Below are 15,576 nucleotides of genomic sequence, written 5' to 3' on the forward strand. Positions count from 1 at the left end.
GGGCTCAGCCCTTCAGTGGCACCCGGTACACCGTCGACTCCCGCTGCCGGAACCCCTGCCGTTCGTACAGCCGGTTGGCGGCCGCCCGATCGGGGCGCGAGGTGAGGTCGACGGTACGGGCCCCGGCCTCCCGGGCGAGCCGGATCGCCTCCCGGATCAGCAGTCCGGCGACCCCCTGCCCGCGCGCCGCGTGATCGACGATCACGTCCTCGATGCGGGCCCGCAGACCGGCGGGGGCGGGGAACATGACCAGCGTGAGGGTGCCGAGGATCGCTCCGGCCGCCGACCTGGCGATCAGCATGGTGTTGGCGTCGCAGGCCAGGATGCGGTCGAGCGCGGCGAGGTCGAGCGCCTCGGCGGTCGAGGACAGCTGAGGCAGCATCCGCGCGAAGGCGTCGACGAGTCCCTGGTCCGCCTCCCGGGCGATCTCCACCCGGATGTCCTGAGTCTCCATGGGGTGGACTGTATCGCCGAGGGCACGGTCGCCTCCGCCGGAGGGTGCCGGGTGAGGTTGTGGGGCGCGTGCGGGTGCGTCGGGGCTGGTCGCGCCCACGCGGCAGAGCCGCAGATCGATACAGCCCCGCGCCCCTGGGGAGTCTCAGCCGACGCGCGCCGCAACGGAAACCGTGCCCAGCCCCGTCGCGGGTGCTCGCATGCTCCCCACCGGTCGGCCGCTTCCGCCCCACGGCCTCACGCACCCGGCGTCCCGGCCGGGCGGTCGGTGTCCTCCTCCCGCGGCAGCAGCCCGATCGCCGCGAGCGGTACGGCGGCCAGCAGCAGCCACGGCACCGCGGGCGGCAGTCCGACGTCCAGGAGGGAGCCGGTGACGGAGCTGCCGACCAGGACGATCAGGCCGGAGACCGAGGACAGCGCCCCGGTGTAGAGGCCGAGCCGGCCCTCCTCCGCGAGGTCGGGGACCCAGGCCCGGGCCACGGGTGCGACGAGCATCTGCCCGAGGGTGAGCAGGACGACGAACCCGGCCGCGGGCACCAGCCCGGCCGTGCCGGTCAGACCCGCGGGCCGCGCGGCCGCCACGATCGCGAACCCGGTGCCGATCAGCAGCAGTCCGGCCACGACGGAGCGCCGCAGCGACAGCTTGGCGCCGATCCAGCGGGTCACCGGGAGCTGGGCGGTCACCACCAGCAGCGAGGACAGCGCGAACAGCCAGGCCAGCGCCGACTGCGAGCCGGTCGCGCGCTCCACCTCCTCGGGGAGGGCGAGGTAGAGCTGGTTGTAGGCCAGCAGATAGGCGCCGTACGCGCAGCACAGCGCGAGGAAGCGCCGGTTGCGGACCAACACCCCAAGGCCGCCCCCGAGTCGTACTCGCCGCCGCCCCGGAATGCGCTGCGGCAGCAGCCACGCGTGTCCGGCGAGGACGAGCACGAAGATCCCGGCACCCGCGAGGCACACCGCGCGGAAGTCCACCGACAGCAGCAGTGCGCCGAGCAACGGCCCCACGAACGCGCCCGCCTGCCCGGCGACGGTGAACAGCGCGAGCACGCGCGTGCGTTGACCACCCGCCTCCTCGTGGAGGACGGCCTGGCGGGCCACCTCGGACTCCACGGCGGGCGAGAACAGCGCCGCCGCGAACCCGATGAGCAGGACGGCCCCGATGACCGCCCCCGTCCGCTCGGCGTACCCCAGCCACGCGAACCCGGCGATCCGCAGCACACACCCGGCGAGTACGACGGGCCGGATCCCGTACCGGTCGGCGAGCGCCCCGCCCACCACGAACAGCCCCTGCTGGCTGAAGGTCCTGAGCCCGAGCACGAAGCCGACCAGCCAGCCCGCCATCCCGACGGCCTGTCCGAGATGTGCGGCCAGGAAGGGCAGCACGGCGAAGAAGCCGACGTTGAAGGCGAGTTGGGTGAGGATGAGCAGCCGCAGCAGTGGTGTGAGCCCCGCCGCCCTCCGGGTCCCGACGGTCGTCGAGGTCATCCGCTCCGCACCAACTCTCGTACTGACGCTGCCACTTCGGTCCGGATCGCGGCCGTACGCCGACTCGCGCGCCGTCGCGGCCACCGCACTCCGCCCGCCGCACTCACCGCGAGCGCACCCAGCAGGGCCAGTACGGCGGCGGGGGCGAGGACGGCCCAGGGGGCGCGCTCGGCGTAGGGCTGGTTCTCAGCGAGGAGCAACCCCCATTCCGGGGAGGGCGGTTGGGTGCCGAGTCCGAGGAAGCCGAGGGAGGCGAGGGCCAGGGCGACGCCGGGCAGGCGCAGCAGGGCGTGCCGGGTGACGGGTGGCATGATCGCGGGCAGCACTTCGTGCCGCAGGAGGTACCAGCGGCTCGCGCCGAGGCCTCGGGTGACCGCGAGATGCGAGGTGGCCCGTTCCTGGCGGAGCAGGGACGAGGTGTGGGCCGCGAGTGCCGCCCAGGAGACCGCGGCCACGGCGATCGCGGGCGTGGTGGTGCCGCTCCCGGCGACGGCGGTGACGAGCAGTGCGGCGAGCACCGGGGGTACGGCGTTGACGGTGTCGACGAGCGGTCCGGACAGCCGGGGCAGCAGCCCGAGCAGGACCCCGACGATCAGTGCGCAGACGCTGACGGCGAGGGCGGTCAGCAGGGTGTCGAGGGCCCCGTGCCCGACCCGGGCGAGCAGGTCCCGGCCGAGCGCGTCGGTGCCGAACGGGTGTGTCGGGGACGGGGGTTGGAGGCGGGCTCCGGTGTCCAGGGCGAGCGGGTCGCGGACCAGGCCGAGTGCGACGACTGCGGTCAGGAGGCCGCCGTACACGAAGGGCAGGGTGCTGCGGGCGGACCGGCGCGGCCGGTGCAGGGAGTCCAGGGCGCCGTCGCGCAGGGCCGGGCCGACGAGGAGGCGGACGGCGAGTGCCGCGAGGCCGGTGGCGGTGGCCGCGAGGAGCAGGAGGGCGAGGGTGCCGGCCTGGAGGACGGGCAGGTCCTGGGCGAGGGCGGCCTGGAGGGTGGTACGGCCGAGGCCTGGGATGTCGTAGATCTGCTCGACCGCGACGGACCCGGCGGTGAGGCCGACGACGAACAGGCCCAGGTTGGGCAGCAGGGCGGGGAGGCAGCGGCGGACCGCCTTCGCGGCGACCGCGCGGCCCGGCAGTCCGCGGGCGTCCGCGGCCAGCGCCCAGGGTTCGGCGAAGGCGCCGGGCAGCAGGTCGTCGAGGAGGCGCCCGAGCACCGCCCCGGCGGGCAGGCCGAGGGCGAGGGCGGGCAGGACCGTCCACTGGGGGCCGTACCAGCCGAGGGCGGGCAGCCAGCCGAGCTGCACGCCGACGACGGTGGCGAGCACGGAGGCGGTGAGGAACTCGGGCAGCGCGGCGAGCATCGCCGAGGCGCCGCCGCCGGTCCGTCGCCCGTCGAGGCGCCGGTGCGCGCCGAGCCACAGGGTGCGCGCGCACACCAGGGCGGCGGTGCCGGCGGCGATCACGAGCGCCACCGTCACCAGCAGCAGGGACGCCCCGAGGGCCTGGACGACCGCGGGGGTGACCTCGGTGCCGTTCAGCCACGACCGGCCCGCGTCCCCGCGGGGCAGCCCGCCGAGCCACTGGCCGAGCAGGTGCAAGGGGCCCTGGTCCAGCCCGAGTTGGGACCGGATGTCGGCGAGGACCCGGGGGTCGGGGTCCCGGTCCGCGGAGCGGGCCTTGAGCACGGTGAGCGCCGGGTCGGTGCGGGACAGCCACGGCAGCAGGCCGATCCCGCACACCAGGGCCGCCGCGAGCAGGGCCCGCCACAGCAGGGTGGCCATGCGGTGCCGCATGGGTCAGCGTCGCGTTCCGGTGCCGACGAGGGTGCGCTCGTACGGGTCGAGGAGCGCCCCTCGGACGTCGGTGCCGACGCCGACGATGATGCTCTGGTGGGCCAGTGGGACCACGGCGTCGGTGCCGAGGATCGCCGCCTCGGCGCGCATGGCCGCGTCCTGGCGCCGGCTGGTGTCGGTGGCTTCGTCGGCCTCGGCGACCGCCTTGTCGACCTTCTGGTCGCACAGTCGGGCGAGGTTGTAGCCGCCGTCGCAGGTGTAGTCGCTCGCGAGGACGCCGACGGGGTCACCGGTGTCGACGAGGCTGTTGCGGGCGCCGATGAACGCGTCGAACTTCCCCGCCAGGGCGTCGCTTTCGAGCCGTGAGTACTCGCGCACCTCCAGGGTGACCTTGAACCCGGCCTTCTGGAGCTGCTGTTGGAGGACCTGGGCGACCTCGGGGAGTTCGGGCCGGTTGTCGTAGGTGGCGAGGGTGACGGCGGTGCCGTTCGGCCGCGCGGCGGCGGCCCGTCCGGTGGGCTCCACGCGCTTGCCGGCGGCCCAGGTCACGGCCGGTCCGTAGATGCCGGCGCCGGGATCGGCGTACCCCTCGAAGACGCCCTTGACGAGGGCCGAGCCGTCGACGGCCCGGCGGGCGGCGGCGCGCAGCTTCGGGTCCTTGAACGGGCCTGACTTCGTGTTGAGTTGGAGGCTGGTGGTGCGGGTGGTGGCGGTCTCCTCGAGGGTGGCCTTGTCGAGGGAGGCGGCCTGGGCGACGGGGATCGCCTCGGCGATGTCGACCTGGCCGGTGCGCAGGGCGTTGGCGCGGGCGGTGCCGTCGGCGATGAAGCGGGCGTCGATGCCGGGGGCCTGGGCGCGGCCGCCCCAGTAGTCGTCGAAGCGGTCGAGGGCGGCGGAGGTGGAGCCGGTGACCTTGGTGAGCTCGAAGGGTCCGGTGGCGGTGCCGACCGGATCGACTCCGTCGCGGGAGTACGCCTTGGCCGCGAACACGGCGAGGTTGGGGCTGGACAAGCGCAGCGGCAGCACGGGGTCGGACGTCTTCGTGGTGATGCGTACGGCGTCCCCGGCGGGCTCGGCCGTCAGCGTGACGCCGGAGAGGGCGGCCGGGGCGGGCTTGGCCTCGGTGGCGTGGGTGAGGGCGGCGGCGACCGCGGCCGGGGTGACGTCCGAGCCGTCCTGGAAGGTGGCCTCGCGCAGGGTGAAGAGCCAACTGCGGTCGTTCTCGCGGCGCCAGGACTCGGCGAGCGCGGGGGCGGCGGCGCCGTTGGCGTCGAGCGCGGTGAGCCCCTCGGTGACGCCGAGGCGGCTGAGGAGGGTGGCGTCGGCACCGTACGGCGAGAGGTTCTCGGCGGGCGGGAAGGCGAGGGCGACCCGGAGACGTGAACCGCCGCTCGCGGCGCTCGGGGAGTCGTCGCCGGAGGAGGCGAAGCAGGCGGTGAGGACGGGGGTGAGCAGCAGGGCGCCCAGGAGGTGACGGCGTCGCATGGTGGTTCTATCGCTCCATCGGTATCTCGAAGTGGACGACGCTGCTCGCGCCCCCCGTGGTCTCGCGCTCGTCGTGCACGACCTTGCCGAGCGAACGCCAGAAGGGTTCGGCGCCCGGGACGGCCGGGTCGGTGTGCAGGTACACGGAGCGGTAGCCGCCGTCCGCGGCCGCGAAGGCGAGCAGTCGGTCGACCATGCGGCGGGCGAGGCCGCGCCTGCGGTGCTCGGGGCGGACGTAGATCCGGCGCAGCTGCGCGGTCTCGCCGCTGGGGTAGCGCTCGGCCAGTTCGCGCGGGTTCGGCGGATGGGCGGGGCCGCGGGAGTCGAGCGCGGCGGTGGCCACGACGGCCCGGTCGTCCGGGTCGAGGGCGACGAGGAGGGTGTGGCGGGCCGGGACCAGATAGGCGGCGGCCGGGTCGATGATGTCGCCGTGCCAGCGGGGCACGTACCCGGTCCCGAAGTCGCGGTAGACGGTGTCGAGCATCACGGCTCGCGCACCGTCGAGGTCGTCCGGGCCCGCCGTCTTGATGCTGTAGTCACGCACTTGCACATCATATGCATTAAGCCTTCCAGCTTGATCGCGGGGTGATTTGACAGTGATCGAATGCGCGCCATAGAACATACCGACATGACATCCATTTTCAAAAAGATGGAGCGGTAGTGCGCATCGCGTTCGTCGGCAAGGGCGGCAGCGGCAAGACCACCCTGTCGGCGCTCCTCTCCCGCCATCTGGCCCGTTCCGGCGCGCCGGTGCTGGCCGTGGACGGCGACATCAACCAGCACCTGGCCGAGGCCCTGGGCCACGACGGGTCCGGCACCTGGGACGCCCCTCCCCTGGGCGCGCACGTGGCCGACATCAAGGACTTCCTGCGCGGTGCCAATCCGCGCATCGCCTCCCGCGAGGCGATGATCAAGACGACGCCGCCGGGCCGGGGCTCACGGCTGCTGCGCCTGCTGGGCGACGACGAACTCCATGCGCGTCATGTGCGGCGGGTGGGTGACGTGCCGCTGATGGTGACGGGCGAGTTCGACGAGAGCGACCTGGGGGTGGCCTGCTACCACTCCAAGCTCGGTGGCGTGGAGCTGTATCTCAACCATCTGGTCGACGGTCCCGGCGAGTACGTCGTCGTCGACATGACGGCGGGCGCGGACGCGTTCGCCTCCGGCCTGTTCACCCGCTTCGACCTGACCTTCCTGGTGGCCGAACCCACCCGCAAGGGCGTCTCGGTCTACCGCCAGTACCGGGACCACGCACAGGAGTTCGGGATCCGGATCGCCGTGGTCGGCAACAAGGTGACCGGCGAGGACGACCTGCTCTTCCTCAAGGAGCAGGTCGGCGACGACCTGCTGACCCACCTGGTCCAGTCGCCCTGGGTACGCGCGGCCGAACAGGGCCGTGCGCAGGACGACCTGGAGTCGCTCGAACCCCACAACCGGCACGCCCTGTCGATCCTGCGCGACACGGTCGACGCCCACCGCCGCGACTGGGCCGCCCTGCACCGCCACGCGGTCGAGTTCCACCTCCGCAACGCCCGCTCCTGGGCGAACGAGGCGACCGGCCTGGACCTGACCGCCCAGGTGGACCCGGACTTCGTCCCGGGCCCGCCCTCCCTCGACTGACCCTGCCCCCTCCCTTCACTTCACGACCTTCCCTTCACCACAACAGGACAGGAACCCCCCGCACATGTCTCTCGACGTCTCCCCGAAGCTCCTCGCCGAAGCCGAACAGGGCGACATCCGCGAGGAGGACTTCGTGGACACCGTCCGCACGTCCCTCCCCTACGCCTACGACCTGATCGCCTCCCTTGCCGGCGAACTCAAGGGCGGCACCGCCGAGTTCACCGACAACCAGACCCCTCCCCCGTCGGAGAAGGAGCGCGGCCAGCTCCTGCGCGCCCTCGCCAGCGACGCCATCCGCGGCAGCCTGGAACGCCACTTCGGTGTGGCACTCGCCTTCCAGAACTGCCACCGGGTGGCGGCGTTCCGCCCGGAGTCGCTCACGGGTGAGACGTACGCCCGCTTCACATCGGTGCGCTCACAGGTGCTGAACCAGTCGCCGGAGTTCCGGGACTGCTGAACCCGGTGTGCGGTGTGGCCCTCCCGGAGCCGGGAGGGCCACACCGTCGGCTACCGCCGTGCCGCCGCCTCGGCCGGCGCCGGCGCGTACCCCGTAGGCCGGGCCGTGAACGTGCCGCGGCCCTGCGTGCGGCTGCGCAGCCGCGTCGCGTATTCGAAGAGTTCGGCCAGGGGCACGCTCGCCGTGACGATCGCCGAACCGCCGCGCGTGGCCGAGCCCGAGACCCGGCCGCGGCGCGCGGCCAGGTCACCGAGGACCGCTCCGACCGCGTCCTCGGGCACGGTGACCGTGACCTCGACGACCGGTTCGAGGAGGACCATCGCGCAGGCGCGCAGGGCTTCCCGCAGGCCGAACCGGCCGGCCGTGCGGAAGGCCGTGTCCGAGGAGTCCTTCACATGGGTCGCCCCGTCGGTGAGGGTGACGCGCAGCCCGGTCACCGGGTGCCCGCCGAGGGGTCCCTCGGCCAGGGCGTCCCGGCAGCCGGCCTCGACCGCGCGGACGTACTCCTGCGGGACGCGCCCGCCGACGACCGTCGAGCGGAACTCGAAGCCCCCCTCGGCCGGTTCGACGTCGAGCACGACGTGCGCGAACTGCCCTGCCCCGCCGTCCTGTTTGACGTGCCGGAAGACCAGCCCGGACACCCCTCGCCCGACCGTCTCGCGGTAACTGACCCGCGGGCGGCCGACGTTGAGGGCGAGGCCCTGTTCACGCCGTACCTTCTCCACCGCCACCTCCAGATGCAGTTCCCCCATGCCGGACAGCAGGGTCTGGCCGGTCTCGGCATCCGTGCGGACGACGAGCGAGGGGTCCTCCTCGGTCAGCCGGGCCAGCGCCGACGCCAACCGGTCGGTGTCGACGGAGCGTTGGGGTTCGAGCGCCACGGACACGACCGGTTCGGCCGCGCTCGGCGGTTCCAGTACCAGCGGGGCGTCCGGTGCGCACAGCGTCGAGCCCGCCCGGGCCGACTTCAGCCCGACGACGGCGACGATGTCTCCGGCGACCGCCCGCTCCAGCGGGGCGTGCCGGTCGGCCTGGACCCGCAGGATCCGTCCGACGCGCTCGGTGCGCCGCGCGCCCGCGTCCCACACGGTGGCTCCCTTCTCGATCGTTCCCGAGTACACCCGCACGTACGTCAGCCGTCCGGTCGGGGTGGCGTTCACCTTGAACGCCAGTGCCGCGAGCGGCGCCGCCGGATCGCAGGGCCGCTCCTCGCCCTGCTCGCCCCGCACGGCGGGGACGTCCAGCGGCGACGGCAGGTACGCCACCACCGCGTCCAGCAGCGGCTCGATCCCGCGGTTGCGGTAGGCCGAGCCGCACAGCACGACCAGGCCGTCGCCGCTGCGGGTGAGGTCTCGCAGCGCCGCCCTGAGGGTGCCCGCGGAGAGCGTCTCCCGGTCGCAGAACTCCTCGAGCGCGGCCGGGTGCCGTTCGGCGACGGCTTCCTCCAGGACCCTGCGTCGCCTGAGCGCCTCCTCGCGCAGGCCGCCGGGCACGGGGCCCTCCGCGAAGGTGTCCTCGGACCAGGTCAGCGCCCGCATGGTCAGCAGGTCGACGACTCCGGTGAAGCCGTCCTCGCGGCCGATGGGCCACTGCACGACCAACGGGGCCGGATGCAGTCGCCGGCGGATCGACTCCACGGCCTTGTCGAGGTCGGCGCCCGCGCGGTCCAGCTTGTTGACGAACGCGATCCTCGGCACGCCGTGCCGGTCGGCCTGCCGCCACACCGACTCACTCTGCGGCTCCACGCCCGCGACCGCGTCGAACACCGCGACCGCCCCGTCGAGCACCCGGAGCGAGCGCTCCACCTCGTCGGCGAAGTCGACGTGTCCCGGGGTGTCGATCAGGTTGATCCGGTGCCCGTCCCACGCGCAGCTGACGGCGGCCGCGAAGATGGTGATCCCGCGGTCCCGCTCCTGCGGGTCGAAATCGGTGACGGTCGTGCCGTCATGGACCTCGCCGCGCTTGTGCGTGGTCCCGGTGGCGAACAGGATCCGCTCGGTGACGGTGGTCTTGCCGGCGTCGACGTGGGCGAGGATGCCGAGATTGCGGACGACGGCGAGCGGGTTGAGGTGGTTGGTGCGCACGGCCCAGGGCCTTTCGGTGCTGTGATGACAGGGCAGCGCGATGACCCGTACGGCATGACGGCACGTCAAAAGGGCGTGCTACGGCGGTGAAAGGGCCGTTCAGACAGGCGTGACGGGTGTCCGGTGCCGGCCGCGCAGCGGGCACCGGAGGGGCGAGGACACGAGGATCACGTCGTACGACGCCCGGGGGACGGCGACAGCGGTGCGTGCGCACACGGCCGTACTCCCCTCACTCGTCGTTCCTGGTCATGGCGAGTGTAGGGAGCGGGCCACGGTGGCGCACGGGGTTTTCGGGCGGTCAGCGGCGCAGGCCCTGGAGGCCGTCGTAGGCGGACATGACGAGGTCCAACCCCCGGGTGTCCTCGGCGGGTTCACGCATCTGGTCGGTCGCGTACGCCACCACCATGCGGGCGTCGGGGTCGATCATGACGAGCGAGCCGCCCCAGCCGCCCCAGCCGAAGGAGTTCCCGAAGAGGCCGTACCCGAGGCCGTAGCGCTGGGTCATGCCGATCACGCGGTCCTCGCCGCTGAACTGCTCCTCGCGGGCGCGCGCGGCGCCCGCCGCCGACAGCAGCCGTACGCCGCCGACCGTCCCTCCGCAGGCGAGGGCGGACTGTACGAGCGCGATGGAGCGGGCGTTGCCGAAGCCGCTGGCGGCGGGGATCTGCGAGCGCCGCCACGCCGTGCTGTTGGCGTCCCGCACGCGCATCGCGGTGCCGGGGGTGGGTGCGGCGTCGCGGTTGGCGGAAGCCGCGGTGTAGTCCTCGTCCCGGCCGGGCGGCGGGAGGGTCCGGGCGACCCGGTGGTCGTGCTCGGCGGGGAGCCCGATGTGGAAGTCGGCGCCGAGGGGCCCGGTGACTTCGTCGGCGAGGAACTCACCGACGGTACGGCCGGTGATCCGGCGCAGGACCTCGCCGACCAGGAATCCCTGGGTGAGCGAGTGGTAGCCGGCCGCGGTGCCGGGCTCCCAGAGGAGCGGCTGGGCGGCGAGCCGGGCGGTGGCGGCGGGCCAGTCGTAGATCTCTTCGACCGGGCCCTCCCAGTGGGGCAGTCCCGCGGTGTGCGACAGCAGGTGCCGTACGAGCACCTTCTCCTTGCCCGCGGCGGCGAACTCCGGCCAGTAGCGGGCGACTTGGGCGTCCAGGTCGAGTTCGCCGCGGTCGGCGAGGATCAGCGCGCACAGGGCCGTCATCGTCTTGGTCGTGGAGAACACGTTGGTGATCGTGTCGTGCGCCCACGGGATGGTCCGGTCGGCGTCGGCGAAGCCGCCCCAGACGTCCACCACAGGCTCACCGTCCACGAAGACGGCCACCGAGCCGCCGACGTCCCCCTCGTCCAGCAGCGCGGCCAGTCCGTTAGGGACCGCGGAGAACAGATCGTCGTACGTGCCCTGGATGTCGGCCATGCCGGGTATTGAGCCCCCGGTGCGGGGGCCGGGTCAACCGAATTACGGCGTACGGGCGGGCGTCCGCCGCTCGGTGAGCCGGCTGTTCCCGGACAGCGGCTGTACGGCGATCGGCTCGCGGCGCTGTTCGGGACGGGCGGGCGCGATGATCGTGGGAGCCGTCCCGGGCCTCTCCGGAACCTCTTCGCCGAGTACCTGGCAGCGCGCGAGTCCGTGCCGGGACCAGAGGGCGGCCGTCCACGCGCAGAGCAGCGCGTCGACGAGGTCCTCGCGATGTTTGTAGGGGGCGTCCCGCTCGGGTGAGGGCTCGGTCAGGAGCTGCCGGGAAACCGGGTGGGACGCCGGCCGCAACGGTGGATCGGCCTCGGCCAGACCCGCGAGGCGGGCGATCAGCTCGTCGCACACCCGGGCGCGTGCGGACCGCCAGCCCTGCGGCGGCCGCCGCCCGGGGCGCTTGTACCGGGGGCGCTCCTGGTCGTAGCCGAGCTCGGCGGCGCCGACGAGTGTCGTGTACGGGTAGCACTCGGACAGGACGAGTCCGTCGGCCGGCGGACCGTCGAGGCCGTCGTGATACGTCCAGCCGGATGCCTGGAGCCGTTCACGCAGCAGGACTCCGGCCTGGTGGCGGGAGTTCCGGTTGGTGCTGTTCGCGCTCACCTTCCAGCGGCCGTACCGGCGGCCGACCTCCCGCTCGCAGGGTCGCTGGCCCGTGGGGTTGTCGACGACGAGGGGAGCGTCGACGAAGGCCAGGGTCGATCCGTCGACGGCCGCCTCGGCGATCCACGCGAGGGTGTCCTCGACCCCCCGGGTCCAACCGCAGTCGATCACTGTGCCGGTTCCGTCGATGACCGCGACGCCGGTCTCGTGGGGACCGATCCGGGTGCCGGTCGGGGCCCAGGCGAGGTCGACGCCTATGAACCGTTGCATTCCCATGGCCCGGTGGTATCAGAGGAGCCCTGACACGCGAAAGACCCCCGCTCAGCGGGGGTCTTCGTCAGTGTCCGAGGGGGGACTTGAACCCCCACGCCCGATAAAGGGCACTAGCACCTCAAGCTAGCGCGTCTGCCATTCCGCCACCCGGACCAGGTGTCTGCCGCCTTGACGGGGGTGTTCCCCGCGGCGACACGGACAACAATACCAAGCTTTCGCAGTGCCCTTCACCTGCATATCCGTCCGACCAGGAGCTGTGACGACAGTATTCTGTATACTGTCGTCACCCAAACGGCCCCGGCTCGGAGGCGACATGGAAGATCTGGATTCCGCGGTGGTACTGGGCATGGCGGCCCAGGCGCCCGACGGCATAGTGATCACCGACAGCGAAGGTCTCATCCGCTACTGGAACCGGGGTGCGGAGCGCATCTTCGGGTTCCCCGCGGCCGACGCGGTGGGGCGGAGCCTGGACATCATCATCCCCGAGCGGCACCGCAAGCGGCACCAGGAGGGCTTCGACGCGGCCATGGAGCGGGGCTACAGCAAGTACGGCGACGCGGACCTGCTGAACGTGCCGGCACTGGCGGCGGACGGTCGCAAGCTGTCCATCGAGTTCAGCGTGGTGCTGCTGTCGGGGCCCGACGGCGGCAGCTACTGCGGTGCGGTCATCAGGGACGTCACCGCGCGGCGCGAGCGGGAGCGGGAGCTGATGCGGCGGCGGGCCGAGGCGTCGGTCTGAGCGCCCACCCCATGGTGAAGGGGCCGTGACCTTCAAGGTCACGGCCCCTTCGGCGCATCTCTCAGACGATGACCCCGCTCTCCTTCAGCCGGCCGATCGTCTCCTCGTCGTAGCCCAGCTCGACCAGCACCTCGGAGCTGTGCTCGCCCAGCAGCGGCGCGCCCACGATCTCCGGTTTGAAGGAGGAGAACTTCACGGGGCTGCCGACGGTCAGATACGTGCCGCGGCCCTTCTGCTCGACCTCGACGACCGTGCCGCTGTTGCGCAGGTCCTCGTCGTAGGCGATCTCCTTCATGCTCATCACCGGGGCGCAGGGCACCTCCCACTCCCGCAGGATGTTCACCGCCTCGTACTTCGTCTTGTCCGCGAGCCACTTCTCGATCTCCTCGAAGATCTCGAAGATGTGCGACTGGCGGGCGCGCGCGGTGGCGTACTCCGGGTCCTCGGCCCACTCGGGGTGGCCGATCACCTCGGCGGTGCGCTTCCAGTTCTGCTCCTGGACGGTGAAGTAGATGTAGGCGTTCGGGTCGGTCTCCCAGCCCTTGCACTTGAGGACCCAGCCGGGCTGGCCGCCGCCGCCCGCGTTGCCGCCGCGCGGTACGACATCGGTGAACTCGCCGTTCGGGTACTGCGGGTACTCCTCCAGATAGCCGACCCGCTCCAGCCGCTGCTGGTCGCGCAGCTTGACGCGGCAGAGGTTGAGGACGGCGTCCTGCATGGAGACGGAGACCTTCTGGCCCCGGCCGGTCCTCCCCCGGTCGATGATCGCGGTGAGGATGCCGATCGCCAGGTGCATCCCGGTGTTGGTGTCGCCGATGGCGGCGCCGGAGATGGTGGGCGGGCCGTCCCAGAAGCCGGTGGTGGAGGCGGCGCCGCCCGCGCACTGGGCGACGTTCTCGTAGACCTTGAGGTCGTTCCAGGACGACTGGTCGTTGAAGCCCTTCACCGAGCCGAAGATCAGGCGCGGGTTGAGCTCCTGGATGCGCTCCCAGGTGAAGCCCATGCGGTCCAGGGCGCCCGGGGCGAAGTTCTCCACGAGGACGTCGGCGTCCTTGATGAGCTTCTCCAGGACCTCCTTGCCCTCGCTGGTCTTGGTGTTGATGGCGAGGGAGCGCTTGTTGCTGTTGAGCATCGTGAAGTAGAGCGCGTCCAGGTCCTCGATGTCCCGGAGCTGACGGCGGGTCACATCGCCGCCGTTGGGGCGCTCGACCTTGAGGACGTCGGCGCCGAACCAGGCGAGCATCTGCGTGCAGGCGGGACCGGCCTGGACCCCGGTGAAGTCGATCACCTTGATTCCGGCGAGCGGCTTTTCACTCATGTGTGCTTCCTTTTCGTGAAGTTGCGCGGTCTACGAGGTCTGGGCGGGTGAAGCGGTCACTTCTTGGCCGGCGTGATGTTGCCGACGGTGATGCCCTTGGGGTTGAGGTGCGAGATGTGGCCGCTCTCGGTGCCGGCCGAGGGGTCGATCACGCAGTCGATGAGCGCCGGGCCGCCCAGGGCGAGGGCCTCGGTCAGGGCGGCGGTGACCTCGGCGGGGGTGGTGGCGCGGTAGCCCTTGCCGCCGAACGACTCGATGAGCAGGTCGTGGCGGGCCGCCGACATGAGGGTGGTGGGCGCGGGTTCGTCGTCGTACGGGTTGGTGTCGTCGCCGCGGTAGACCCCGCCGTTGTTCATGATCACGGTGATGACGGGGAGCTTGTAGCGGCAGATCGTCTCGATCTCGATGCCGCTGAACCCGAAGGCGCTGTCGCCCTCGACGGCCACGACCGGGGCGCCGCTCTCGACGGCGGCGGCGATGGCGTACCCCATGCCGATGCCCATGACGCCCCAGGTGCCGCTGTCCAGGCGGTGGCGCGGGACGTGCATGTCGATGACGTTGCGCGCGATGTCCAGGGCGTTGGCGCCCTCGTTGACGATGTACGTCTCCGGGTGCTGGTGCACGACGTCGCGTACGGCCTTCAGCGCGCCCATGAACTGCATGGGGTGCGGGTCGGCCTCCAGCCGCCTGGCCATCTTGGCGACGTTCTGCGCCGAGCGCGCCCCGAGCTCCTCGCGCCAGGCCGAAGGGGCCTGGATCTGGCCGGGTTTGGTGCGCTCGGCGAGCGCGTCGAGCACCGACTCGATGTCGCCGACGAGCGGCGCGGAGATGGGCTGGTTGCTGTCCATCTCCTTGGGGTCGATGTCGATCTGGACGAACTTGGCGTCGGGGTTCCAGCCCGTCCGGCCGTGGCCCAGAAGCCAGTTGAGGCGGGCGCCGATCAGCATCACGACGTCGGCCTTCTTCAGGGCGAGGGAACGGGCGGTGGCGGCCGACTGGGGGTGGTCGTCGGGCAGCAGGCCCTTGGCCATCGACATCGGTACGTAGGGGATGCCGGTCGACTCGACGAACTGCCGTACCTTGGCGTCCGCCTGGGCGTACGCGGCGCCCTTGCCCAGCACGATCAGCGGGCGCTCGGCGGAGGCCAGCAGCTCGATCGCGCGGTCCACGGCCTCCGGCGCCGGGAGCTGGCGCGGGGCGGGGTCGACGAGGCGGCTCAGAGTACGGTCACCCTCCGCCTTGGGCATGATGGCGCCGAGCACCGCGGCGGGGATGTCGAGATAGACACCGCCGGGGCGCCCGGAGATCGCGGTGCGCAGGGCGCGGGCGATGCCGCGGCCGATGTCCTCCACACGGCTGACCCGGTAGGCGGCCTTCACGAAGGGCTGCGCAGCGGCGAGTTGGTCCATCTCCTCGTAGTCGCCCTGCTTGAGGTCGACGAGGTGGCGCTCGCTGGAGCCGGAGATCTGCACCATGGGGAAGCAGTTGGTGGTCGCGTTGGCGAGGGCCACCAGGCCGTTGAGGAAGCCGGGGGCCGAGACCGTGAGGGCCACGCCGGGCTTCTTGTTGAGGTAGCCGGCGATGGCGGCCGCGTGTCCGGCGTTGCTCTCGTGGCGGAAGCCGATGTAGCGGATGCCCTGCGCCTGGGCGAGACGGGCCAGGTCGGTGATCGGGATGCCGACGACGCCGTAGATGGTGTCGACGTCGTTCAGCTTGAGCGCGTCGACGACCAGGTGGTACCCGTCGGTGAGCTCGGTCGGAACGTCGGCTGCTGCCGCGGTCTCCAGGGTCGAGGGAGCGGTCATGGTCC

At 72.2% G+C, this 15,576-nt stretch carries 13 protein-coding genes and 1 tRNA gene; 3 read left to right on the forward strand and 11 right to left on the reverse strand.

Annotation, left to right across the window (positions count from 1 at the left end):
• Positions 1-4: 4 nt before the first annotated feature.
• The 5 genes from OHN19_RS07330 to OHN19_RS07350 form a co-directional block, all read right to left on the reverse strand.
• The gene (locus OHN19_RS07330) at positions 5-454 is read right to left on the reverse strand and encodes a GNAT family N-acetyltransferase (protein WP_330263366.1); all 450 of its coding nucleotides are present in this window, start codon (positions 452-454) and stop codon (positions 5-7) included.
• Positions 455-690: 236 nt separating this feature from the next.
• Complete coding sequence (locus OHN19_RS07335; RefSeq protein ID WP_330263367.1) at positions 691-1,938, reverse strand: MFS transporter; 1,248 nt, start codon at positions 1,936-1,938, stop codon at positions 691-693.
• The gene (locus OHN19_RS07340) at positions 1,935-3,728 is read right to left on the reverse strand and encodes an ABC transporter permease subunit (RefSeq protein WP_330263368.1); all 1,794 of its coding nucleotides are present in this window, start codon (positions 3,726-3,728) and stop codon (positions 1,935-1,937) included. The genes OHN19_RS07335 and OHN19_RS07340 overlap by 4 nt, the downstream gene beginning before the upstream one ends.
• Before the next feature lie 3 nt (positions 3,729-3,731).
• The gene (locus tag OHN19_RS07345; protein WP_330263369.1) at positions 3,732-5,213 is read right to left on the reverse strand and encodes an ABC transporter substrate-binding protein; all 1,482 of its coding nucleotides are present in this window, start codon (positions 5,211-5,213) and stop codon (positions 3,732-3,734) included.
• 7 nt (positions 5,214-5,220) lie between these two features.
• Positions 5,221-5,757 (reverse strand): GNAT family N-acetyltransferase, encoded by a 537-nt coding sequence (locus OHN19_RS07350; protein ID WP_123764151.1) that lies wholly within the window; start codon positions 5,755-5,757, stop codon positions 5,221-5,223.
• A 116-nt stretch (positions 5,758-5,873) separates the two neighbouring features.
• Here OHN19_RS07350 and OHN19_RS07355 point away from each other — a divergent pair, with 116 nt between their 5' ends.
• The gene (locus tag OHN19_RS07355) at positions 5,874-6,833 is read left to right on the forward strand and encodes an AAA family ATPase (protein ID WP_330263370.1); all 960 of its coding nucleotides are present in this window, start codon (positions 5,874-5,876) and stop codon (positions 6,831-6,833) included.
• Between the two features lie 64 nt (positions 6,834-6,897).
• Positions 6,898-7,290, forward strand: a complete 393-nt coding sequence (locus OHN19_RS07360) for an SCO5389 family protein (RefSeq protein WP_330263371.1) — start codon at positions 6,898-6,900, stop codon at positions 7,288-7,290.
• 50 nt (positions 7,291-7,340) lie between these two features.
• Here OHN19_RS07360 and fusA read toward each other — a convergent pair whose 3' ends face one another.
• The 4 genes from fusA to OHN19_RS07380 form a co-directional block, all read right to left on the reverse strand.
• Positions 7,341-9,374: an elongation factor G gene (fusA, locus tag OHN19_RS07365; protein ID WP_330263372.1), complete on the reverse strand. Its 2,034-nt coding sequence runs from the start codon at positions 9,372-9,374 to the stop codon at positions 7,341-7,343.
• A 298-nt stretch (positions 9,375-9,672) separates the two neighbouring features.
• The gene (locus tag OHN19_RS07370; RefSeq protein ID WP_330263373.1) at positions 9,673-10,779 is read right to left on the reverse strand and encodes a serine hydrolase domain-containing protein; all 1,107 of its coding nucleotides are present in this window, start codon (positions 10,777-10,779) and stop codon (positions 9,673-9,675) included.
• 42 nt (positions 10,780-10,821) lie between these two features.
• Complete coding sequence (locus OHN19_RS07375) at positions 10,822-11,712, reverse strand: DUF429 domain-containing protein (protein WP_330263374.1); 891 nt, start codon at positions 11,710-11,712, stop codon at positions 10,822-10,824.
• Between the two features lie 65 nt (positions 11,713-11,777).
• Positions 11,778-11,862, reverse strand: a tRNA-Leu gene (locus OHN19_RS07380).
• A 160-nt stretch (positions 11,863-12,022) separates the two neighbouring features.
• Here OHN19_RS07380 and OHN19_RS07385 point away from each other — a divergent pair.
• On the forward strand, positions 12,023-12,448 hold the full coding sequence (locus OHN19_RS07385) for a PAS domain S-box protein (protein ID WP_330263375.1): 426 nt from the start codon (positions 12,023-12,025) through the stop codon (positions 12,446-12,448).
• 61 nt (positions 12,449-12,509) lie between these two features.
• Here the strand turns inward: OHN19_RS07385 and frc are convergent, their stop codons facing one another.
• Both frc and oxc read right to left on the reverse strand, forming a co-directional pair.
• The gene (frc, locus tag OHN19_RS07390) at positions 12,510-13,766 is read right to left on the reverse strand and encodes a formyl-CoA transferase (protein ID WP_330263376.1); all 1,257 of its coding nucleotides are present in this window, start codon (positions 13,764-13,766) and stop codon (positions 12,510-12,512) included.
• Between the two features lie 56 nt (positions 13,767-13,822).
• Positions 13,823-15,571, reverse strand: a complete 1,749-nt coding sequence (gene oxc, locus OHN19_RS07395) for an oxalyl-CoA decarboxylase (RefSeq protein WP_330263377.1) — start codon at positions 15,569-15,571, stop codon at positions 13,823-13,825.
• Positions 15,572-15,576: the final 5 nt, after the last annotated feature.

The organism is Streptomyces griseorubiginosus, assembly GCF_036345115.1.
GTDB classification, from domain to species: Bacteria; Actinomycetota; Actinomycetes; order Streptomycetales; family Streptomycetaceae; genus Streptomyces; species Streptomyces griseorubiginosus_C.